We start from the raw sequence: 17,884 nt of genomic DNA on the forward strand, positions 1-17,884 counted from the left end.
TCGCATGAAATAATTATCTATCCTAAGGCATAGTCTAGTCAATTGATTTAGGCATTGTTATTTGGATTCTGTCGCTGTCATCGCATTTGCTACAGTGATTAATTCTTCTTTACTTAACATGTCGGATGCAACAAAGAACGCCATGCCATTCGCTTCCCAGTGAATGGATTTATCCGTCAATGCCGCTACTGCGAAACCTAGATCAACTGGATCACCCTCGATGGATACAGGCATTTGATTCAAAGGCTTTTCAGCTGGTTCCTGAATTACAACATATTCTTTATCTCCACTGAACGTCATGATAACACGCTGACCGTTCTCAATTTCCACGCTCTTCTCCTCCGACAGTGTCGTACCTTGTAAATTAGCAACCGGATAGTAAGTTTGTTGATCTACCTTAGCCTGATCTTCCCCATCGCTTTCTTTTGCTTCTCCGTCAGAATCGGCTTGATCACCGTCTGCCTTCGGTTTATCCATTTCTACCTTATACTCTGCAACTTTATGCTCTACACCTAAGGCAATTTTATCGAACTTAATGGAAATCTTTTCTTCACCCGCTTCATCATGAATCGTCACCTTGCTTGGTAATAAAGTCTTTTTATCGATATGAATTTTCTGAGTTGGTAAAAGTGACTTATGATTATTGCGTGTCGCTGTTTCAAAGATATACTCTTTTTCCTTTTCTTCCATGACTGCTGCTTTGTCCGCCTTAATATCTTCAGCAAGCGTTCCGATCAGATACCCTTGACTGTTTTGAGCCGGCCAGTCACTTTGGAATTTATATGTTTTACCGAGTGACGGCGTAATAACGAACACGCCTTCTTCATTACGAACGATCATTTGCGACTCTTCATTCCCCGATTGTGTCACATTCACTTTGTAAAACTCTGGCTTAGTATGCCATACTTCCACATTGTACATCCGAGGCTCTGAACCTGTTTTGATTTCCATTGAAGCATTTAACTCATACCCCTTTGTTTCGTTCCACTTATTGCTAAGTTTCTTCATAACATCTTCTTTAGAAGGTTTACCACATCCTCCTAGTACTAACATAACGGCGACGACTGTTAACAAGATAATTTTTTTCCGCATTCTTTTCATCCTTTCTCCAATCAATTCGGGTAGCTTATCTTATGAGAGGGATGAATCGATTATGCGAGCTTGTTTTAAATTCTATTTAGACGCCTTCACGATTCCATTAGGACCACTTGTGCAGCCGCTACACTTTGGGTATGCGTAATGCTAATGAACCCTTGAACCAGTTGACTATGAAAGTACAATACTGGTCGGCCACTTGCTTCTGAAATGACTTCAATGTCCAGAAAACTGCAATCTGTTCCGATTCCAGTCCCACGCGCTTTTGAGAATGCCTCTTTAGCCGCGAACCGCCCCGCCAAGTATTCATTTTTACGGTGACCACTCAACGTTTCATATACCTGCAGTTCTCTTTTAGACAATATACGCTCTCTGAATTTTGCACCACGGCCATCCAAGCGAGCTATCCGATCTAATTCCACGATGTCTAATCCAATTCCTTGAATCAAAATGAACAACTCCTTTCCCTTCAAGTTAAATAATATGTATAATCAGTACAGAAGATTGAGGTGAAACCATGTTTATAAGAACGGAAAACTTTTCACAATATGTTCGCGCCTATCCTGTCGTGACATTTTTGCTCGCCTTAAATATCGGGATATTTATCTATACATTAATTCCCGGCATTGGCGATCAGCTCTTTTTATTCGGCTTGGGAGACAACTTGCTCATTGCGAACGGAGAGTATTGGCGCTTAATAACCCCTATGTTTTTGCATGGCGGTTTCATGCATTTACTATTTAACATGTTCTCGCTATTCGTTTTCGGACCGGAACTTGAGAAAATCGCAGGGAAAGCACGGTTTATTACAGTATATATGTTAGCGGGCTTATTCGGTGATATCGCAACATACTTCGTGCAACCCGCTGCCTATACGCACGTCGGTGCAAGCGGTGCGATCTTCGGCGTGTTCGGCGCGTTTGGTGCGCTTGTCTATTACACGAAGCATGCGTTTCCACAGTTGAGACAAGTTATTTTACCGATTATCGTCATTAGTGTTGTGATGACGTTTGTTGGAACGAATATCAACGTGACAGCCCACATTGCAGGCCTGCTCACAGGCTTCCTGATTGGGCTGAGCTACTTCAATCCGAAGAACATTGTCAGTTGGCGAAAAAAGTAGTGTAATGCAAAGTCAGACAGGGTGTATCCTTGTCTGACTTTTTGAATTGCGATGAAGTAGAGAGTGAATTAGTGAGTACGAGGGGATTTCCACTACCCCCTGTCAGCCTTTCTACTTTCATTGAGAACCAAAAACCAGACAAGTTTAGTTGTCTGGCTCTATTTGCGATTCTGTGCTTTCTGGATGGAACTCATACCAAGACAAGAACTTTTCTGCATCCTCCTGCGGCATGTGGCGAATGGCTGGGGCATCAAGTGTCATGCCAGATTTGACGTTTACCATAAGGGTCGCGACCTTTTTTCTCCGATGGAAATAATTCTGATCTAACTCCATTGACTGAATCCTGTTCTTCTCTGTAAACACCGTCTGTCGGCTGATTGTGCGAAAACGCATCGTCAATTGTTTCGTCAAGATGGTATAGGCCGCTGTTTTGTATTGCCATATACCGTGCAACCCTACTAATGGTAACAGTAGCAACATAAGCAATCCATATGGGAAAAAGTTGTACGAGACAATCGCTATCGGTAGTAGTGTGACAAGTAACTTAAAACGATAATAGAAACGTTTTCCTCTTCCGCCAATTTTCTTTGTCGGTTCACTGAAATCCATATTTGGAAATAGCTCCTGCAATGGTTCAATCATGCTATTTCGTTTTGCCAACGGGAAAAGTTTGATTCGTGAACCTTCTCCCACTCCTCCCGCACTATTGATGATGACCGCGCCATAGCCGAATAGCTGACGGATAGGATTTTCGGTGATGGTGATATTTTGTACACGTTTTAATGGCACAGTAACTCGCTTCTTCTCGAGCAACCCGCGCGTGATGACTAAATTATCTTTCTCACGTATGACTTTGAAATCATAATTTGCAAGGAATGTCATTGCGACAGATAACAACCAAACGATCAGGAAGCCAAGTACTACTAAAATCGCAACGACGAAAATACCGATGCGGATGAAAGATTTCAGTTCTCCAAACAACCAGTCATACGGAATGAGTTCCTCAATTTGCGATAGGAATACGATCGCACCGGATAAAATAACTCCAATCCCACCGGAAGTTGTCGCAAGCATAAGCAAGTCACTGGTCGTCATAGAGAAAATTACTGGTGCTGGTTGCTGCACTATCTGCACTTCTTCCGGCTCTCGTATCAACTGCCACTCTATTTGATCAAATAATGCCGGTTCCGGACCTAGAACTTTCATTTTTTTCGACTGCTTAATTTCTTTTTCAATTTGTTGCGCCGCATCCTTCGTGATTGCAGTTAATTCAGCTTCTGCATCTTTACCGGATGAAGAACCTGCTGTTTCAATTTTGACCTTAACCAACTGAAATGGCCGATGAAAAATACCTTCTGTGTAATCTAAACTTTGAATACGTTCGAATGGAATGTAACGTTTTTTCCGTACAAACAAACCCGATACGATGCGCAACTCCTGATCTTCAAACCAGTAATCAAAACGGCGCCATTTCACAATACCCGAAACTAATGTAAATACCAGAAGCACGCCAAATAAAATCAACGACCAATACTGGATATACCATGGCGCTGTACTTTCTCCTTTGAAACCATTCACGAAAACCAAGATGACGAACGGACCAATCAACTCTTTTAATGCTTTCGCCGTCTCGACAACAGCTGATATCCAATGAAGTTTATAACGTGGTTCAGACATCATCTTTCGCCACCCTTGCAAACGTGGAAATACGGTTGCGTAGTTCATCTGCTTCTTCCGTCACAAGCGCAGGAATGGAATGATTAGTCGCTGCAGTAGAGATCGTGATGGAGGCCAGACCATACTTACGTAAAATGGGTCCTTCCGCTGTATCCACGTGCTGAACGCGCACCATCGGAATGAGCGTGCGATTGACGATGAATAATCCATGTTGAAGCTCAATTTCCGCTTCACGCACTTCATAGCGCCAACGTTGCCAACGAATTTTCGGGAATAAATAAATTGATAAATACGCATTTACTAATACAACCACTGCCACGGCGAACATAATCCAATTTGACCAATCAAAAAGGTATGATAAAAAACCTAATCCAACTGCGATTGCTAGTATGATCACACTTTGAATCGTTCCATATAGTCTCCAAACTGTTAATCCTTTTTTGGATAGTTGATTTGAAGGTTGTCGTCTCACAAGACCACCCCTTTTCGAATTTCTACTGATATATACGTAACAATTGTAAAAACGTTTCACTCTCATCGATCATATCATATTCACGACAAAAAAATCCGGACTGCTATAATGCAGGCCCGGATTTTATACTTATTATTCTTAGCGTTCTGAACGAGTGCTACTGCTGCGTCTTGATCCGCCATCTCTTCTAGCGCCATCGCGAGGTCCGCTACTACGTCTAGTTGATCCGCCAGCTGATGAACTTCTGCCGCGTCCTCCTTGAGAACGTCCGCCACCGCTACGATTGCCGCCTTTATAGCCGCCACCAGAACGTGATGAAGATGGTCTGCGTGAAGGTAGTGGGCGCTCTTCTGAAATAGTTACAGGAGTCTCATCAACACTCTTAGTCAATGACTTAAGTGCTGCCGCCACAACTTCTTTCGCATCATGTTTCTCAAGCAATTGTGCTGCTAATCCAGCATAATCCTCTGAATTGTTCTGTTCAATTACTTCCACCAAGGAATCCACTGCATTTTTCTTCTGTTCAAGCAATGCCTCGTCAGAAGTCGGTGGGCGTAATGGAGTCATACGCTTCTTAGTAGTCTCCTCAACGATACGAAGGTAACCCATTTCACGTGGTGTTACGAATGTAACAGCCACTCCGTTTTTACCAGCACGGCCTGTACGACCGATACGGTGAACATAGCTCTCTGGATCTTGTGGAATGTCAAAGTTGTAAACGTGTGTTACGCCTGAGATATCCAATCCACGTGCAGCTACATCTGTCGCTACAAGTACATCGATTTTATTGTCTTTGAACTGACGCAAAACTGACATACGCTTTGCTTGTGTCAAGTCACCATGAATTCCTTCAGCAATATAGCCGCGGATACTTAGCGCATGAGCCAACTCGTCTACCCGGCGTTTTGTACGTCCGAATACGATAGCCAATTCAGGCTGTTGAACGTTCAACAATCTTGATAACACATCAAATTTCTCACGTTCATGAGACTTTACGAAGAACTGCTCAATGTTCTCAACAGTCATTTCTTTTGATTTGATTTTCACCATTTCTGGGTTTTTCATGAAAGTTTCTGCAATTTTACGGATTGGAGCAGGCATAGTCGCTGAGAATAGCAACGTCTGACGCTCGGCCGGTACGCTTGCAAGAATTGTATTGATATCTTCGATGAATCCCATGTTCAACATTTCATCTGCTTCGTCCAAAACAAGTGTTTGAACGTGATCAAGCTTCAATGTTTTACGATTGATATGATCCAAAATACGTCCTGGTGTACCGACTACGATGTTTGGATTATTACGAAGTGCACGAATTTGACGTCCGATTTCTTGTCCGCCATAAACAGAAAGAACCTTCGCACGGCTACCGTAGCCGACTTTATAAATTTCTTCTGATACTTGGATTGCCAATTCACGAGTTGGTGCGATGACCAGCGCTTGAACCGCAGTACTCTTCGGATCCAACTTTTCAATGATCGGAATACCAAATGCTGCTGTTTTACCAGTACCTGTTTGCGCTTGCCCGATTACGTCGCGGCCTTCCATACCAAAAGTGATTGTACCTTCTTGGATTGGCGTTGCCTCTTCAAACCCCATGCGTAGCAAAGCGTTTTGTGTTGTTTCACTAATATTTAATTCTGAAAACTTAGTCAAAATATTCATTCTCCTTTATTTCTCCATTTGACAATTGGTTACATCTGCAAATGAAAGCGCGGCAAATTCGAGCCATGTACTTTGAAAGTTGGGAGCGTTTCCGATATATCCATCTCTGGTTTGTTAAAAGAATCTTCTAGAAGGATTCTTGTGGTTGAGAGGGGTCATATCAATTACACTTATCGTAATTGCGTCCAGATTTTTATACAGCACAATGTAAAACCCGTGACATACAAGGAAAGCTCGGTCCTTGCCGAGCGGTGAAAACAGCAAATCATTGCTAGTCTGCCTACTAATCACCGTTTTATTCAAAAAAAAGTACTCTCCGTATAATATAACGGAAGAGTGCCGTGTAAATGTATCCAATTCCTTTCATCATTCTACCATGGCTTACACAAGACTGCAACGAATCCGCTTAAGTTCCATTAATCAGTCTTCGTCCATGAACTTCAGTACTTTCGGGAACCACACATGGCGATCTTCGCTATAACAAATATGGTGTTTGCCATTTTTTGAATAAATCAAGTGTTTTTCTTTTGATCCGAGTTGCTCGTATAGTAACTCTGCTGTAAATGCGGGAACGATTCCATCTTGCTCTCCTTGCACGATGAAAACAGGTGTTTTGACTTGATGATAATACCGCCGCACTAAGCGAAGGACGCGTAAAAACTCTATTGCTACACGAACAGGTGTATTTGTCAGCTTATAGTTATACAGATGATAAAACGAGTCTGTAGGATAGTTCTTACGTCTAAACGACCTCATCATGATTCTGGCATCATCTAATAAAATACGCGGACTAATATACTTCGCCGCAGCACTTAGTAAAATAAGCTTTTTTATTGGGTAGCGTAGTGCCAAATACATAGCGATCAAGCCCCCCATAGAGAAGCCGACGACTATGACGTCATCCACTTCTTTCTGTAGTTTTCGTAATGCTAATTCCGCCACCATCATCCATGACTTGGCGGAGCCTTTCTGTACGCCTAGATCCATTTCATGCCCCGGTAAAACAGGCACGACTATTTTCCAATTGGTATGATTCTCTAGAAATCTTTTGAACGGTGCGATTTCAAAAGGACCGCCCGTGAATCCGTGAATGATGAGAACACCTGTTGTCACAACTTTTCCTCTGCGAGTATCTCTATGATCCGTTCTAGTTTCATTCCTCTAGACCCTTTAAACAACACCACTGTCTGATCTGTTAGTTTTGGGCGCAATGCATCCGCAAGCAATACCGTGTCATTCGCTGTCCACATAACTTCTCCAGGGTAATCCTTCAACTGGTTTGACAACCACTTCATACGGGGTCCAAATAGCGCAATCCCACTTACGTTCATAGTAATCAATTCCTCCGCGAGCTCTTCGTGGTAGCGCTGTTCGTCAGTACCAAGCTCTAGCATATCCCCAAGGACAAGCCACTTGTTTTGTTTGACTGACGTTTCATCAATAAAACGGAACGCCGCACGCATGGAAGTGGGCGCAGCATTGTATGCATCATTAATGAGTAATGAACCGTTTTTCCCCGCTATAGGTTGCATGCGCATATCCGTTAATGTTGTTTCACTCAATGACTCTTCAATTTGTTTTTCTGTTAGACCTAACTCGTTTGCAATTATAATCGCGGCCAGTGCATTCTTCACTTGATGAGAACCGTAAACAGGAATGGTAAACTGCCCTTCAAGCTTACCGGTTACAGTGAATGCACTACCTTTATCGGTAGATATAATTTGTTGCGCAGTCAAATCAGCCTGTTCATAACCGAATGACACACTTCGCAAACTTGACTGTTGATGTACTAATTCTTTTAATAACGGTTCATCACCATCGTAAAGCAACATACCGCCACTCACCAGACCGTCGATGATTTCAAATTTTGCCTTTGCAATCCCTTCGCGTGAACCTAGGTCTTGCATATGTGCCTCACCAATATTGGTTATGACTGTAAACTGTGGTTGAGCAAGCGTTGATAGAAATGAAATTTCTCCAAAGCCGCTCATCCCCATTTCAAGAATAGCGACTTCTGTGTCATCTTCAACAGATAATAACGTCAATGGCAAGCCAAGCTCATTATTGAAGTTACCTTCCGTTTTCTTGACCTTGCGATAAGGTGACAATACCCCTGCAACCAAATCCTTAGTCGACGTTTTACCATTCGACCCTGTGACTCCGATGACAGTACACCTTAATTCACTTCGGTAGCTACGGGCCATTTGCTGTAATGCGAGCTCTGAATCCTCGACGAATAGAAGAGGTAGACCTGTCGGTGGATTAGGTTCATCTTTTAGCCAAAGTGACGCGATTGCACCTTGCTCAATTGCCCCTTTGACGTATTGATGACCATTTACTTGTTCACCTCTAAAAGGGATGAACAAGTCCCCCGCTTTCACATTCCGTGAATCGATGCAGACACCTGTCACTTGTTGCTCTGCGATATGCTGTCCTTCTGCCTGAAGCCATTGCTGGATCGTTGATAGATTTCGTTTCACGTTTCTTCCTCCACTCAGTCCATTGTATATTGTAGTTGTTGTTTTTCTGTATGACGTTCTACTGCCAGTTCAATTAGCTGATCAATTAATTCTGGATAAGTCAATCCAGACTTTTGCCACAGTAATGGGAACATACTTGTCGGTGTGAAGCCAGGTAATGTATTTACTTCATTGATCAATACTTCGTTGTCTGTCGTGACGAAAAAGTCTGCACGTACGAGTCCTGAACAGTCGAGAACTTTAAATGCACGGATTGCCATATCTTTCATATGCTCTGCAACTGCATTGGGCATTTCTGCTGGAATAGATAACTCCGTGCTTTGGTCTTTATATTTCGCTTCATAGTCGTAAAAGTCAGCAACTGGACGGATTTCTCCTGCTACCGATACTTCAGGATGGTCGTTACCCAAAACCGCCATTTCAATTTCACGTGCCACAATTCCTTGCTCTACAATAATTTTGCGGTCAAATTTCAATGCCAACTCAATCGCTTTTTTGAGCGATTCGCGATCATCTGCTTTACTGATACCTACACTTGATCCAAGGTTGGCCGGTTTGACGAACATTGGATAAGTAAGTTCGTGTTCCGCTTGATCTAATAATTGCTCAGCGTGTTCTTTCCACGTACTGCGAATGAAGTGGACATATGCAACTTGTGCTAACCCTGCTTGTGCGAATAATTGTTTCATGACGACTTTATCCATACCTGCTGAAGAAGCGAGCACTCCGTTCCCTGCGTATGGAATATTTAAGACTTCAAATAGTCCTTGTACTGTTCCGTCTTCTCCGTTCGTTCCGTGAAGAAGCGGCAAAACAACATCAGGCATATCTCCTTGCAAAAAACTTTCAATATGATCGGGCTGTGGTTGTTCACTTTTCAGACGTAATGCCTCAATCTCCGTGACCGGTCCAGTCAATGGCTCCCCTTTCAGCCATTCACCTTGCATCGTAATATAGATTGGTAATACTTCATATTTACTTAAATCAACCGCCTCTGTTACTGCGCGCGCTGTAGAAAGCGACACTTCATGCTCCGCGGATTTCCCGCCATATACTAAACCTAACCGTCTTTTCATGTAATCTCCTCACATTCCGTAGTTTTCATTCATACAGTTTACCATGAACAGTGCCAATTCATGAATGAAAAACCAACGTTCTCCACTTCTTTTCCTTTTCGTAGAAACCAATCATTTCACAACTCGTCTATTAATGGGTGTACTTCTTAAAAAGTTTTGCGATATAATAGGTAATTATAATAAGAGAATACTAGCTTAAGAAAAGGTGATTTCATAATTGAAACAATCAAACAGGCTAGGTGAACGATTCGACTGGACACTTGCCTTTATCATTTTACTTTTCGCGATTGTCAGTTTTTTCGTCATTGGATCCGCTCAAACCTCCGAGCAATATACACAGAATTTCGTTTTAAAACAAGTGAGATGGTATATACTCGGTTCTTTCATCGTAGCAATGGTCATGTATTTTGAACCCGATCAATATAAAAAGTTCGCTTGGTATTTCTATGGCTTTGGTATTTTCTTGTTGATTTTTCTCATGTTGGCACCCGGCGGTCCAGGGCAAATTGCAGAAATGCGCTATAGCGCAAAACGTTGGTTGCATTTACCCGTCATTGGGACAATCCAGCCTGCCGAGTTCATTAAGACATTCTTTATTATCGGACTTGCCAAGTTGGTCAGCACACATAACGAACGCTCGTTTAACAGAACGTATACGACAGATCTACAGTTGCTCGGTAAAATTGCGCTAATGCTTGTCGTTCCGTTGTTTCTTATCATGAAGCAGCCCGACCTTGGAACTTCACTCGTCTTCATTTCGATTACCGCTGCTATCGTCATCGTGTCCGGTATCTCATGGAAATTACTCGTACCTATCTTTACCTTAGGAGCCGCAGCCGCAGGCGGGTTACTGTGGATGTCACTATTCGCACAAGATTTGCTCGATAAATTCGGGTTTTCACCTTATCAGTTCAAACGTGTCTATTCGTGGCTCGACCCCTACTCTTATCCAACAGATGAAGGGTATAACTTGATTACGGCAATGACCGCAATAGGCTCAGGACAACTGACGGGTAAAGGCTTTCTGGAGCGCGTTGTATACATCCCCGAGAACCACACGGACTTTATCTTCAGTGTAATAGGAGAAGAATACGGTTTTATCGGTGCTTGTTTAGTTATCACACTGTATTTCATTTTAATTTACCATTTAACGAAAGTTGCTCTTTCTTTGCACGATCCGTTCAGTGTGTATGTTTGTACGGGTGTCATTGCGATGATTGCTTTCCACGTATTTGAAAACATCGGTATGAATATACAGCTGTTACCTATTACAGGTATCCCTCTTCCATTTATCAGTTATGGAGGAAGTTCCTTGTTCAGTAATATGTTAGCAATCGGCTTGATCTTCAGTATGAAGTTCCATCAGCGAACGTATTTATTCGACGCGGATGACAATGACTAACATCAAACGAATCTGACTCCCTTTCCGAGCAACCACAAATTGTGTAGAATGTATAGGAAAGGGAGGTTTTTTTATGTCAACTTTACCAAATTGTCCGAAGTGCCAATCTGAATACGTATATGAAGATGGAAACCTTCTTATTTGTCCAGAATGCGCCTACGAATGGATGCCTGGATCGACGGAAGAACACGATGAAACAGGTATGCCAGAGATCAAGGACGCAAATGGCAACGTGTTACAAGATGGAGATTCTGTAACGGTCATTAAAGATTTAAAAGTAAAAGGAAGTTCCAATCCATTAAAAATGGGGACGAAAGTGAAAAGTATTCGCTTAGTCGACGGTGACCATAATATTGATTGTAAGATCGATGGATTTGGCGCCATGCAATTAAAGTCGGAGTTTGTGAAGAAAATTTAAAACATAAACTAACGCGAAAAGCTCACTCCTGAATTTAATCGGGGGTGAGCTTTTCGTATGGTCTTTTATTTAATTAGCTTGAACGGGTGGTGCTTGTACGGCAGGCGTCAATGCTTGCAACATATCACTTCTGGATTTTGTGAGTTTTGCGGAAACACCAAGCTTCGCCAAGTTGGAAATAATTTTCTTGAAATCCATTTCTTTAGCCACTTCTTCCACCTCAACCTTCCTAGTCAGTTATATAGACGTTTGATTGCTCGTGAAGTTCTATATTTTTAAAATGTATTATGGTCCTTATTATACCACGCTAACCACCTTTTAAATCTTTCTTTTTTGTTACATTTTCACCTTTTTTGCAAGTTTTAAACCCTAATACGTAAAAGTGGATATTTTGACATACCCCCTACACGTATATTAAACTGAATATACACGAAAGGTGGTGGATATCGAGTGGCGTTACTACCTGAAGATCCTTCTCTGGATACAGTAGAAACTTCTTGTCGCAAAAGTCATCATCCGGAAGAAATTAAGACGAACTTGAGTCATCGTCTAAACCGTATTGAAGGTCAGATACGAGGCATTAAGGGTATGATAGAGCGCGATGTGTATTGTGATGATATTATTACTCAACTATCTGCTACACAATCTGCTTTAAACAGTGTGGCAAATGTTTTGTTGGACGGACACTTAAAAGGCTGTGTCAAAAATCGATTAGCTGAAGGCGATGAAGAAGTCTTAGACGAACTGGCTAAGACTATAGCTAAATTAATTAGAAAATAGGAGGAATTAGAGATGACTACAACTACTTTGAATGTCAAAGGTATGACATGCAATCACTGTGTACAAGCAGTAGAAAGTGCATTAACGGAATTACCAGGAGTAGAACGTGCTTTGGTTGATTTGAAAGCGAATAGTGTAGCCGTGCAGTTTGACGAATCTGTTGTAACCATTAAAAAAATGACAGAAGCCATTGAAGATCAAGGATATGATGTCTAAGCGTAACAAGAAAGGTGACCAGCATCATGAATGAGCAAAAAAAAGAAATTGCTATTACAGGGATGACGTGTGTCGCTTGTGCTAACCGCATTGAAAAAGGATTGCAACAAATGGAAGGCGTATCGGCAGCTACTGTCAATTTCGCTACGGAAAAAGCAGTAGTAACATTTGATTCCAACCAACTAGGATTATCTGAAGTGGAAGAGCGAATTCGAAAACTAGGTTATGACGTACTGATAGAAGAAGTGAATCTTAATATTCGCGGTATGACGTGCGCCGCTTGTTCCGCGCGAATTGAAAAAGTATTGTCACGAATGCCAGGCATTCAATCCGCCACCGTCAACTTGGCACTTGAAACCGCTCATATAAGCTATGATCCAGCCGCTTTAGAATTAGCAGATATTTTGCAGAAGATCAAAAAAGTGGGTTATGAAGCATCACCCCGAATAGAAGAATCGGATAGTGAAACAGATTATCGACAGAAAGACATTGATGAAAAGATGCGCAAGCTAATTTTTTCATCTATTCTATCATTACCACTTTTGTGGACCATGTTTGCACATTTTTCCTTTACTTCTTGGATGTATGTGCCCGAAATTTTTATGAATCCCTATTTCCAATGGATACTAGCAACGCCTGTTCAGTTTTGGATTGGGGCCACATTTTATAAAGGTGCGTATGCAGCACTACGTAACGGTAGCGCCAATATGGACGTATTGGTTGTTCTTGGTACATCTGCTGCGTACTTCTATTCGGTCTACCTTACGTTAACTGGTTACGCACTAGATCATGGCTTATATTTCGAAACAAGTGCAGTTTTGATTACATTGATTTTATTAGGTAAATTATTCGAGGCACGCGCAAAAGGCCGGTCTTCCGATGCAATCAAAAACCTTATGAAGTTGCAACCGCAAGTGGCTATTCTGGAGAGCAACGGAGAAGCTGTGGAAATATCCATTCATGAAGTAACCCACGGAGATATTCTCGTCATTCGACCGGGAGCTTCTATTCCCGTTGACGGACTGGTAGTATCTGGAGCCTCCGCAGTGGATGAATCGATGCTAACGGGCGAAAGTTTACCTGTCGATAAACAACAAGGCGATGAAGTGTTTGCTGCTACCGTGAACGCCAATGGTTCATTACGGATAAAAGCATCGAATGTCGGTAAAGACACGATGATTTCCACTATTATTCGCGTAGTAGAGGAAGCACAAGGTTCAAAAGCACCAATCCAGAGACTAGCTGACAAGATCTCTAGCGTGTTTGTACCTATCGTTGTAGGGATTGCGGCCATCACGTTCCTCATATGGTATTTCATAGTTGCACCTGGTGATTTCGAAGCTTCCTTAACAAGTATGATTGCTGTTTTAGTCATTGCCTGTCCATGCGCGCTTGGTCTCGCCACCCCTACTTCCATCATGGCAGGTTCAGGACGGGCGGCCGAAGAAGGCGTGTTGTTTAAAACTGCCGTCGCAATGGAACAAACTCGGTCGATCGATACGATAGTTTTTGATAAAACAGGAACCATTACAAAAGGTCTTCCAGAACTAACAGATTTCCACGTTCGCAATGAAAAACAGCGTATGTCATTACTGTCACTTGCTGCCGCGGCTGAGAGTGACTCCGAGCATCCAGTGGCAAAAGCCATTACGTCACATGGGCTGCAGCATCTTTCTTCGTTACCTACCGTTGAGTCATTTGAAGCAATTCCCGGTTACGGAATTCAAACAATAATTGACAGGCAAAACATTTTACTAGGAACGAGAAACCTACTTTCTCTTCATGACGTGGAATTTGATTCTACAATTGCTTCCGTAGAACAAATGGAAGGCGACGGCAAGACCGTCATGTTCATGGCGGTAGACGGTATACATGAAGCAATTATTGCCGTCGCAGATACCATTAAAGATACATCGAAGCAAGCAATCGCTGAGCTTCGTGCGATGAATCTCGATGTCATCATGTTGACTGGTGATCAACATATGACAGCTAAAGCGATTGCAAACACCGCAGGCATTGACCATGTCATTGCAGGCGTATTGCCGGACCGTAAGGCAGAGGTCATCCGCACCTTACAAGCTGAAGGAAAGCGCGTAGCTATGGTCGGTGACGGCATAAACGACGCACCCGCTCTTGCGGTAGCCGATATTGGTATGGCAATGGGTACCGGAACAGCGGTCGCGATGGAAGCTGCTGACGTCACACTTATGCATGGTGATTTGTTGCGTGTAGTGGATACGCTGAATATGAGTGAGTTGACGGTCAGAAATATTAAGCAGAACTTGTTCTGGGCGTTGGCGTATAACTCGATCGGTATTCCAATTGCAGCGGCCGGTTTGTTAGCACCTTGGTTAGCAGGTGCTGCAATGGCATTTAGTTCAGTGTCAGTTGTATTGAACGCGTTACGATTGCAGCGTGTGAAGTTGCATTAAGAAAAATATAAGGCTGCCCGAGGAATCGTAAATGACTTCCAAGGGCAGTCTTTTTCTTTTCTGAAGTGAAGGATTAAATAAGCTAAACAGATAGGCTGGTAAGGTTGTTGGGTTGGGGATTTGTGTTTCGAAGGGGAAGCGTGTCTTATGGGCCCGCGGTGAGCCAACCAATAGGGAGCTCGCGACCTGGTTGGCTCACCGCGAGCACATAGGAAAGCGACCGCCAACTGGAGCTTCTATCCCCTCACTTCTACTTGAATGATCCTCCTATTCATCGTACGATAAGAAAGAAACTATTCATTCAGAAAGCAGGTTACACATGAAGAAAACGATCTTATTATTAATGTCCGTCCAGTTCTTCGTTTATCTTGGCTTCGGCATCATTATCCCTATTCTACCCGAGGTTATACTCGCTGAAGGCTTTTCGAAAGTGCATGTCGGTGGCTTGCTGACAATTTATGCCTTGTCTTCATTTTTCACTGCACCGTTATGGGGTGCGCTGTCTGACCGCACTGGTAGAAAGAAACTGATTATGATTGGGTTACTTGGCTTTAGCGTCAGTTTCTTTTTATTCGCAGCATTCATGCACCATATTGTATTGCTCTATGTTTCACGTGTAGTTGGGGGTATTTTCTCAGGTGCGCTGTATACGGCCGTAACGGGTTTTGTCGCTGATATCACGACTGAGGAGAATCATAATAAATATATGGGTTTGCTCGGTATGTCAATTGGTCTTGGCTTTATTTTCGGCCCAGCAATTGGTGGTATTCTTGGTGACGTTCATTTGCAATTACCATTCATCGCTTCTGGTGCTTTAACGTTATTATTAGCAGTGTACGCTATGATTGTTTTGAAAGAGCCAAAACGTCATAGTGAAGGAAATAAACGGACAATTATTCCCAAAGGTGCCTCTACTCTATGGACGTATCGTATTCGTTATCTATTTATCACTTCATTCATTATTACTTTTTTACTTGCTGGTGTGGAAGCAACATTCCAACTCTTTCAAATAGATAAGATTCAAATCACGCCATTGCAACTTGGGTATTTATTTATGGCTAGTGGCTTAGTAGATGCAGCCATTCAAGGCGGCGTGGTACGACGTGTCAAAAACGGAACGGAAACTTCGTGGATTATCGTTGCGCAAGTCGTTACGGCAATTGGACTTATACTCATTCCATTTTCCACAAGCTTGCTTTGGGCAGGTTTTGCGATGAGCGTATTCACCGCCGGTAATGCACTAGTTCGGACAGTACTCGTATCTCTTACAACGAAAGAATCAGGTGGTATGTATGGTACTGCGGCAGGTCTCTCATACTCGATGGATAATATGGGACGTATTATTGGACCGTTGTTATTTACGTGGGTATTCACCATGCAGGCAGGAAATATGTACTTTGTTTCCGCCATCATAGCTCTACTATCCATAGGACTCGTATTTATTTTCCGGAAATCTACACGCTCTTTGCGAAACACAACAGACCCAATTGTTTAATATGAAGCCTAAGAAGCTTCATATTACACTATAAATAGGTTATTTATTCGCAACTCCGTTATACTAAAGGAATAGTATATACCCTATGGGAGGAAGCATATGACGCAAGTTATTAGTTTGATTATCACAAGCACGTTGATTATTAATATATTTCTCGCCATTGCGTTGATATTTTTAGAGCGTCGGGATCCTACAAGTACTTGGGCATGGCTCCTCGTGCTGTTCTTTGTTCCGATTTTAGGTTTCATTATCTATTTATTACTCGGCCGCCAATTGCGTGAAAAGCACTTATTCCGCTGGGAAGGCAGGAGTAAGATTGGTATTGAAAAGCTGATTAATTATCAACTCGAGGCTATTGAAAATGAGACGTTTGAGTTTCTAAAGACTGATACGGAAGAATATGACGATATGATTTACTTACATTTACGTAATAATCATTCCGTATTAACACAAGATAATGATGTGAAGGTATATACGGATGGTCGTGATAAATTCGATGCATTACTGGAAGACTTAGAAAATGCTCGTGATCATATCCATATTCAGTATTATATTTTCCGACTGGATGGCATAGGTAAGCAGATCGAAAAGATTCTAATCAGTAAAGCGAAATCGGGTGTAAAAGTCCGAATGCTGTTTGACGATATTGGTTCACGTGGTTTGCATGTGAAAAATTTTCATGAATTGATCGATAGCGGAGGTGAAGTGGCAGCGTTCTTCCCCGCCTTGCTACCATTGATCAATCCACGTTTAAATTACCGGAATCATCGGAAGATTGTAATTGTCGATGGACGAATTGGTTACATCGGTGGATTTAACGTTGGGGATGAATATTTGGGCCTCAGCAAGAAATTCGGTTACTGGCGCGATACCCATCTTCGAATAGAGGGAAGTGCAGTTCATCCATTACAAACGCGCTTTATACTCGATTGGAATCAAGCTTCTCCTAAAACAAATATTCAATACAATGAGCGATTTTTCCCAGCGATTCCTCGCAAAGGGGATGTCGGCTTGCAGATTGTGTCTAGCGGACCTGATTCGGAGTGGGAAGATATTAAAGATGGCTATTTGAAAATGATATTTTTGGCACAAGACTACATCTATATTCAGACGCCTTATTTTATTCCTGATACGAGTATGCTTGATGCACTCCGGATCGCGTGTCTATCGGGTGTAGACGTGCGAATTATGATTCCTAATAAGCCGGATCATATGTTTGTTTACTGGGCGACCTATTCGAATGTTGGTATTTTATTAAAAGCTGGAGCGAGAATATATATTTATGAAAATGGTTTCATCCATGCTAAGCAAATCGTAGTGGATGATAAAGTTTCGTCAGTAGGAACTGCAAATATAGACGTCCGTAGTTTCCGCTTGAATTTCGAAGTGAATGCTTTCATTTATGATCGAGAAAAATCACATGAGTTGGCAGAGATTTTTGAAGAAGATATTCAAAATTCAACCGAGCTGACATTAGATGCTTATTTGGAGCGTGAACGATTGATTAAAGTGAAGGAATCCATCTCTCGCTTACTTTCCCCCATCTTATAAACCAA

The 17,884-nt window shown here is 42.3% G+C and carries 17 protein-coding genes; 8 read left to right on the plus strand and 9 right to left on the minus strand.

Annotation, left to right across the window (positions count from 1 at the left end; translation table 11 throughout):
- Nucleotides 1-57: 57 nt before the first annotated feature.
- Nucleotides 58-1,092, minus strand: a complete 1,035-nt coding sequence (locus CSV60_RS00735; protein ID WP_099632480.1) for a LolA family protein — start codon at nucleotides 1,090-1,092, stop codon at nucleotides 58-60.
- A gap of 95 nt (nucleotides 1,093-1,187) precedes the next feature.
- Nucleotides 1,188-1,544, minus strand: coding sequence for a holo-ACP synthase (gene acpS, locus CSV60_RS00740; protein ID WP_099635723.1), 357 nt, complete (start codon nucleotides 1,542-1,544; stop codon nucleotides 1,188-1,190).
- Nucleotides 1,545-1,612: 68 nt separating this feature from the next.
- Here acpS and CSV60_RS00745 point away from each other — a divergent pair, with 68 nt between their 5' ends.
- Nucleotides 1,613-2,218, plus strand: coding sequence for a rhomboid family intramembrane serine protease (locus CSV60_RS00745; RefSeq protein ID WP_099632478.1), 606 nt, complete (start codon nucleotides 1,613-1,615; stop codon nucleotides 2,216-2,218).
- A gap of 144 nt (nucleotides 2,219-2,362) precedes the next feature.
- Here CSV60_RS00745 and CSV60_RS00750 read toward each other — a convergent pair whose 3' ends face one another.
- The 6 genes from CSV60_RS00750 to CSV60_RS00775 all read right to left on the minus strand — a co-directional run bounded on the left by CSV60_RS00750 (nucleotide 2,363) and on the right by CSV60_RS00775 (nucleotide 9,585).
- Complete coding sequence (locus tag CSV60_RS00750) at nucleotides 2,363-3,898, minus strand: PH domain-containing protein (RefSeq protein WP_099632477.1); 1,536 nt, start codon at nucleotides 3,896-3,898, stop codon at nucleotides 2,363-2,365.
- A complete protein-coding gene (locus CSV60_RS00755; RefSeq protein WP_099632476.1) occupies nucleotides 3,888-4,367 on the minus strand; it encodes a PH domain-containing protein in 480 nt (159 codons plus the stop codon). Before CSV60_RS00755 ends, CSV60_RS00750 begins: the two co-directional genes overlap by 11 nt.
- Nucleotides 4,368-4,505: 138 nt before the next feature.
- The gene (gene cshA / locus CSV60_RS00760; RefSeq protein ID WP_099632475.1) at nucleotides 4,506-6,020 is read right to left on the minus strand and encodes a degradosome RNA helicase CshA; all 1,515 of its coding nucleotides are present in this window, start codon (nucleotides 6,018-6,020) and stop codon (nucleotides 4,506-4,508) included.
- Between the two features lie 429 nt (nucleotides 6,021-6,449).
- Complete coding sequence (locus tag CSV60_RS00765; protein ID WP_099635724.1) at nucleotides 6,450-7,142, minus strand: alpha/beta hydrolase; 693 nt, start codon at nucleotides 7,140-7,142, stop codon at nucleotides 6,450-6,452.
- Entirely contained in the window at nucleotides 7,139-8,509 is a 1,371-nt protein-coding gene (locus CSV60_RS00770; RefSeq protein WP_099632473.1) for a UDP-N-acetylmuramoyl-tripeptide--D-alanyl-D-alanine ligase, read from the minus strand. Before CSV60_RS00770 ends, CSV60_RS00765 begins: the two co-directional genes overlap by 4 nt.
- Nucleotides 8,510-8,523: 14 nt before the next feature.
- On the minus strand, nucleotides 8,524-9,585 hold the full coding sequence (locus tag CSV60_RS00775; protein WP_099635725.1) for a D-alanine--D-alanine ligase: 1,062 nt from the start codon (nucleotides 9,583-9,585) through the stop codon (nucleotides 8,524-8,526).
- A gap of 217 nt (nucleotides 9,586-9,802) precedes the next feature.
- Between CSV60_RS00775 and CSV60_RS00780 the strand changes: the two genes are divergently transcribed.
- Nucleotides 9,803-10,987 carry an FtsW/RodA/SpoVE family cell cycle protein gene (locus tag CSV60_RS00780; RefSeq protein WP_099632471.1) on the plus strand — a complete coding sequence of 395 codons (1,185 nt, stop codon included), beginning with the start codon at nucleotides 9,803-9,805 and terminating at the stop codon, nucleotides 10,985-10,987.
- 73 nt (nucleotides 10,988-11,060) lie between these two features.
- The gene (locus tag CSV60_RS00785) at nucleotides 11,061-11,405 is read left to right on the plus strand and encodes a zinc ribbon domain-containing protein YjdM (RefSeq protein WP_099635726.1); all 345 of its coding nucleotides are present in this window, start codon (nucleotides 11,061-11,063) and stop codon (nucleotides 11,403-11,405) included.
- 69 nt (nucleotides 11,406-11,474) lie between these two features.
- Here CSV60_RS00785 and CSV60_RS15805 read toward each other — a convergent pair whose 3' ends face one another.
- Complete coding sequence (locus tag CSV60_RS15805) at nucleotides 11,475-11,624, minus strand: Lmo0850 family protein (RefSeq protein WP_156890545.1); 150 nt, start codon at nucleotides 11,622-11,624, stop codon at nucleotides 11,475-11,477.
- Nucleotides 11,625-11,855: 231 nt separating this feature from the next.
- On the opposite strand from CSV60_RS15805, the gene CSV60_RS00790 reads away from it, so the two are divergent.
- The 5 genes from CSV60_RS00790 to cls all read left to right on the plus strand — a co-directional run bounded on the left by CSV60_RS00790 (nucleotide 11,856) and on the right by cls (nucleotide 17,879).
- Nucleotides 11,856-12,185 carry a metal-sensitive transcriptional regulator gene (locus CSV60_RS00790; protein WP_233189495.1) on the plus strand — a complete coding sequence of 110 codons (330 nt, stop codon included), beginning with the start codon at nucleotides 11,856-11,858 and terminating at the stop codon, nucleotides 12,183-12,185.
- A gap of 12 nt (nucleotides 12,186-12,197) precedes the next feature.
- Complete coding sequence (gene copZ, locus CSV60_RS00795; protein WP_099632469.1) at nucleotides 12,198-12,401, plus strand: copper chaperone CopZ; 204 nt, start codon at nucleotides 12,198-12,200, stop codon at nucleotides 12,399-12,401.
- 26 nt (nucleotides 12,402-12,427) lie between these two features.
- Nucleotides 12,428-14,833 (plus strand): heavy metal translocating P-type ATPase, encoded by a 2,406-nt coding sequence (locus CSV60_RS00800; RefSeq protein ID WP_099635727.1) that lies wholly within the window; start codon nucleotides 12,428-12,430, stop codon nucleotides 14,831-14,833.
- A 319-nt stretch (nucleotides 14,834-15,152) separates the two neighbouring features.
- Nucleotides 15,153-16,328, plus strand: a complete 1,176-nt coding sequence (locus CSV60_RS00805) for an MFS transporter (RefSeq protein ID WP_099635728.1) — start codon at nucleotides 15,153-15,155, stop codon at nucleotides 16,326-16,328.
- A 99-nt stretch (nucleotides 16,329-16,427) separates the two neighbouring features.
- Complete coding sequence (gene cls, locus CSV60_RS00810; RefSeq protein ID WP_099632466.1) at nucleotides 16,428-17,879, plus strand: cardiolipin synthase; 1,452 nt, start codon at nucleotides 16,428-16,430, stop codon at nucleotides 17,877-17,879.
- Nucleotides 17,880-17,884: the final 5 nt, after the last annotated feature.

Source organism: Sporosarcina sp. P7, from assembly GCF_002743425.1.
Classification (GTDB): domain Bacteria; phylum Bacillota; class Bacilli; order Bacillales_A; family Planococcaceae; genus Sporosarcina.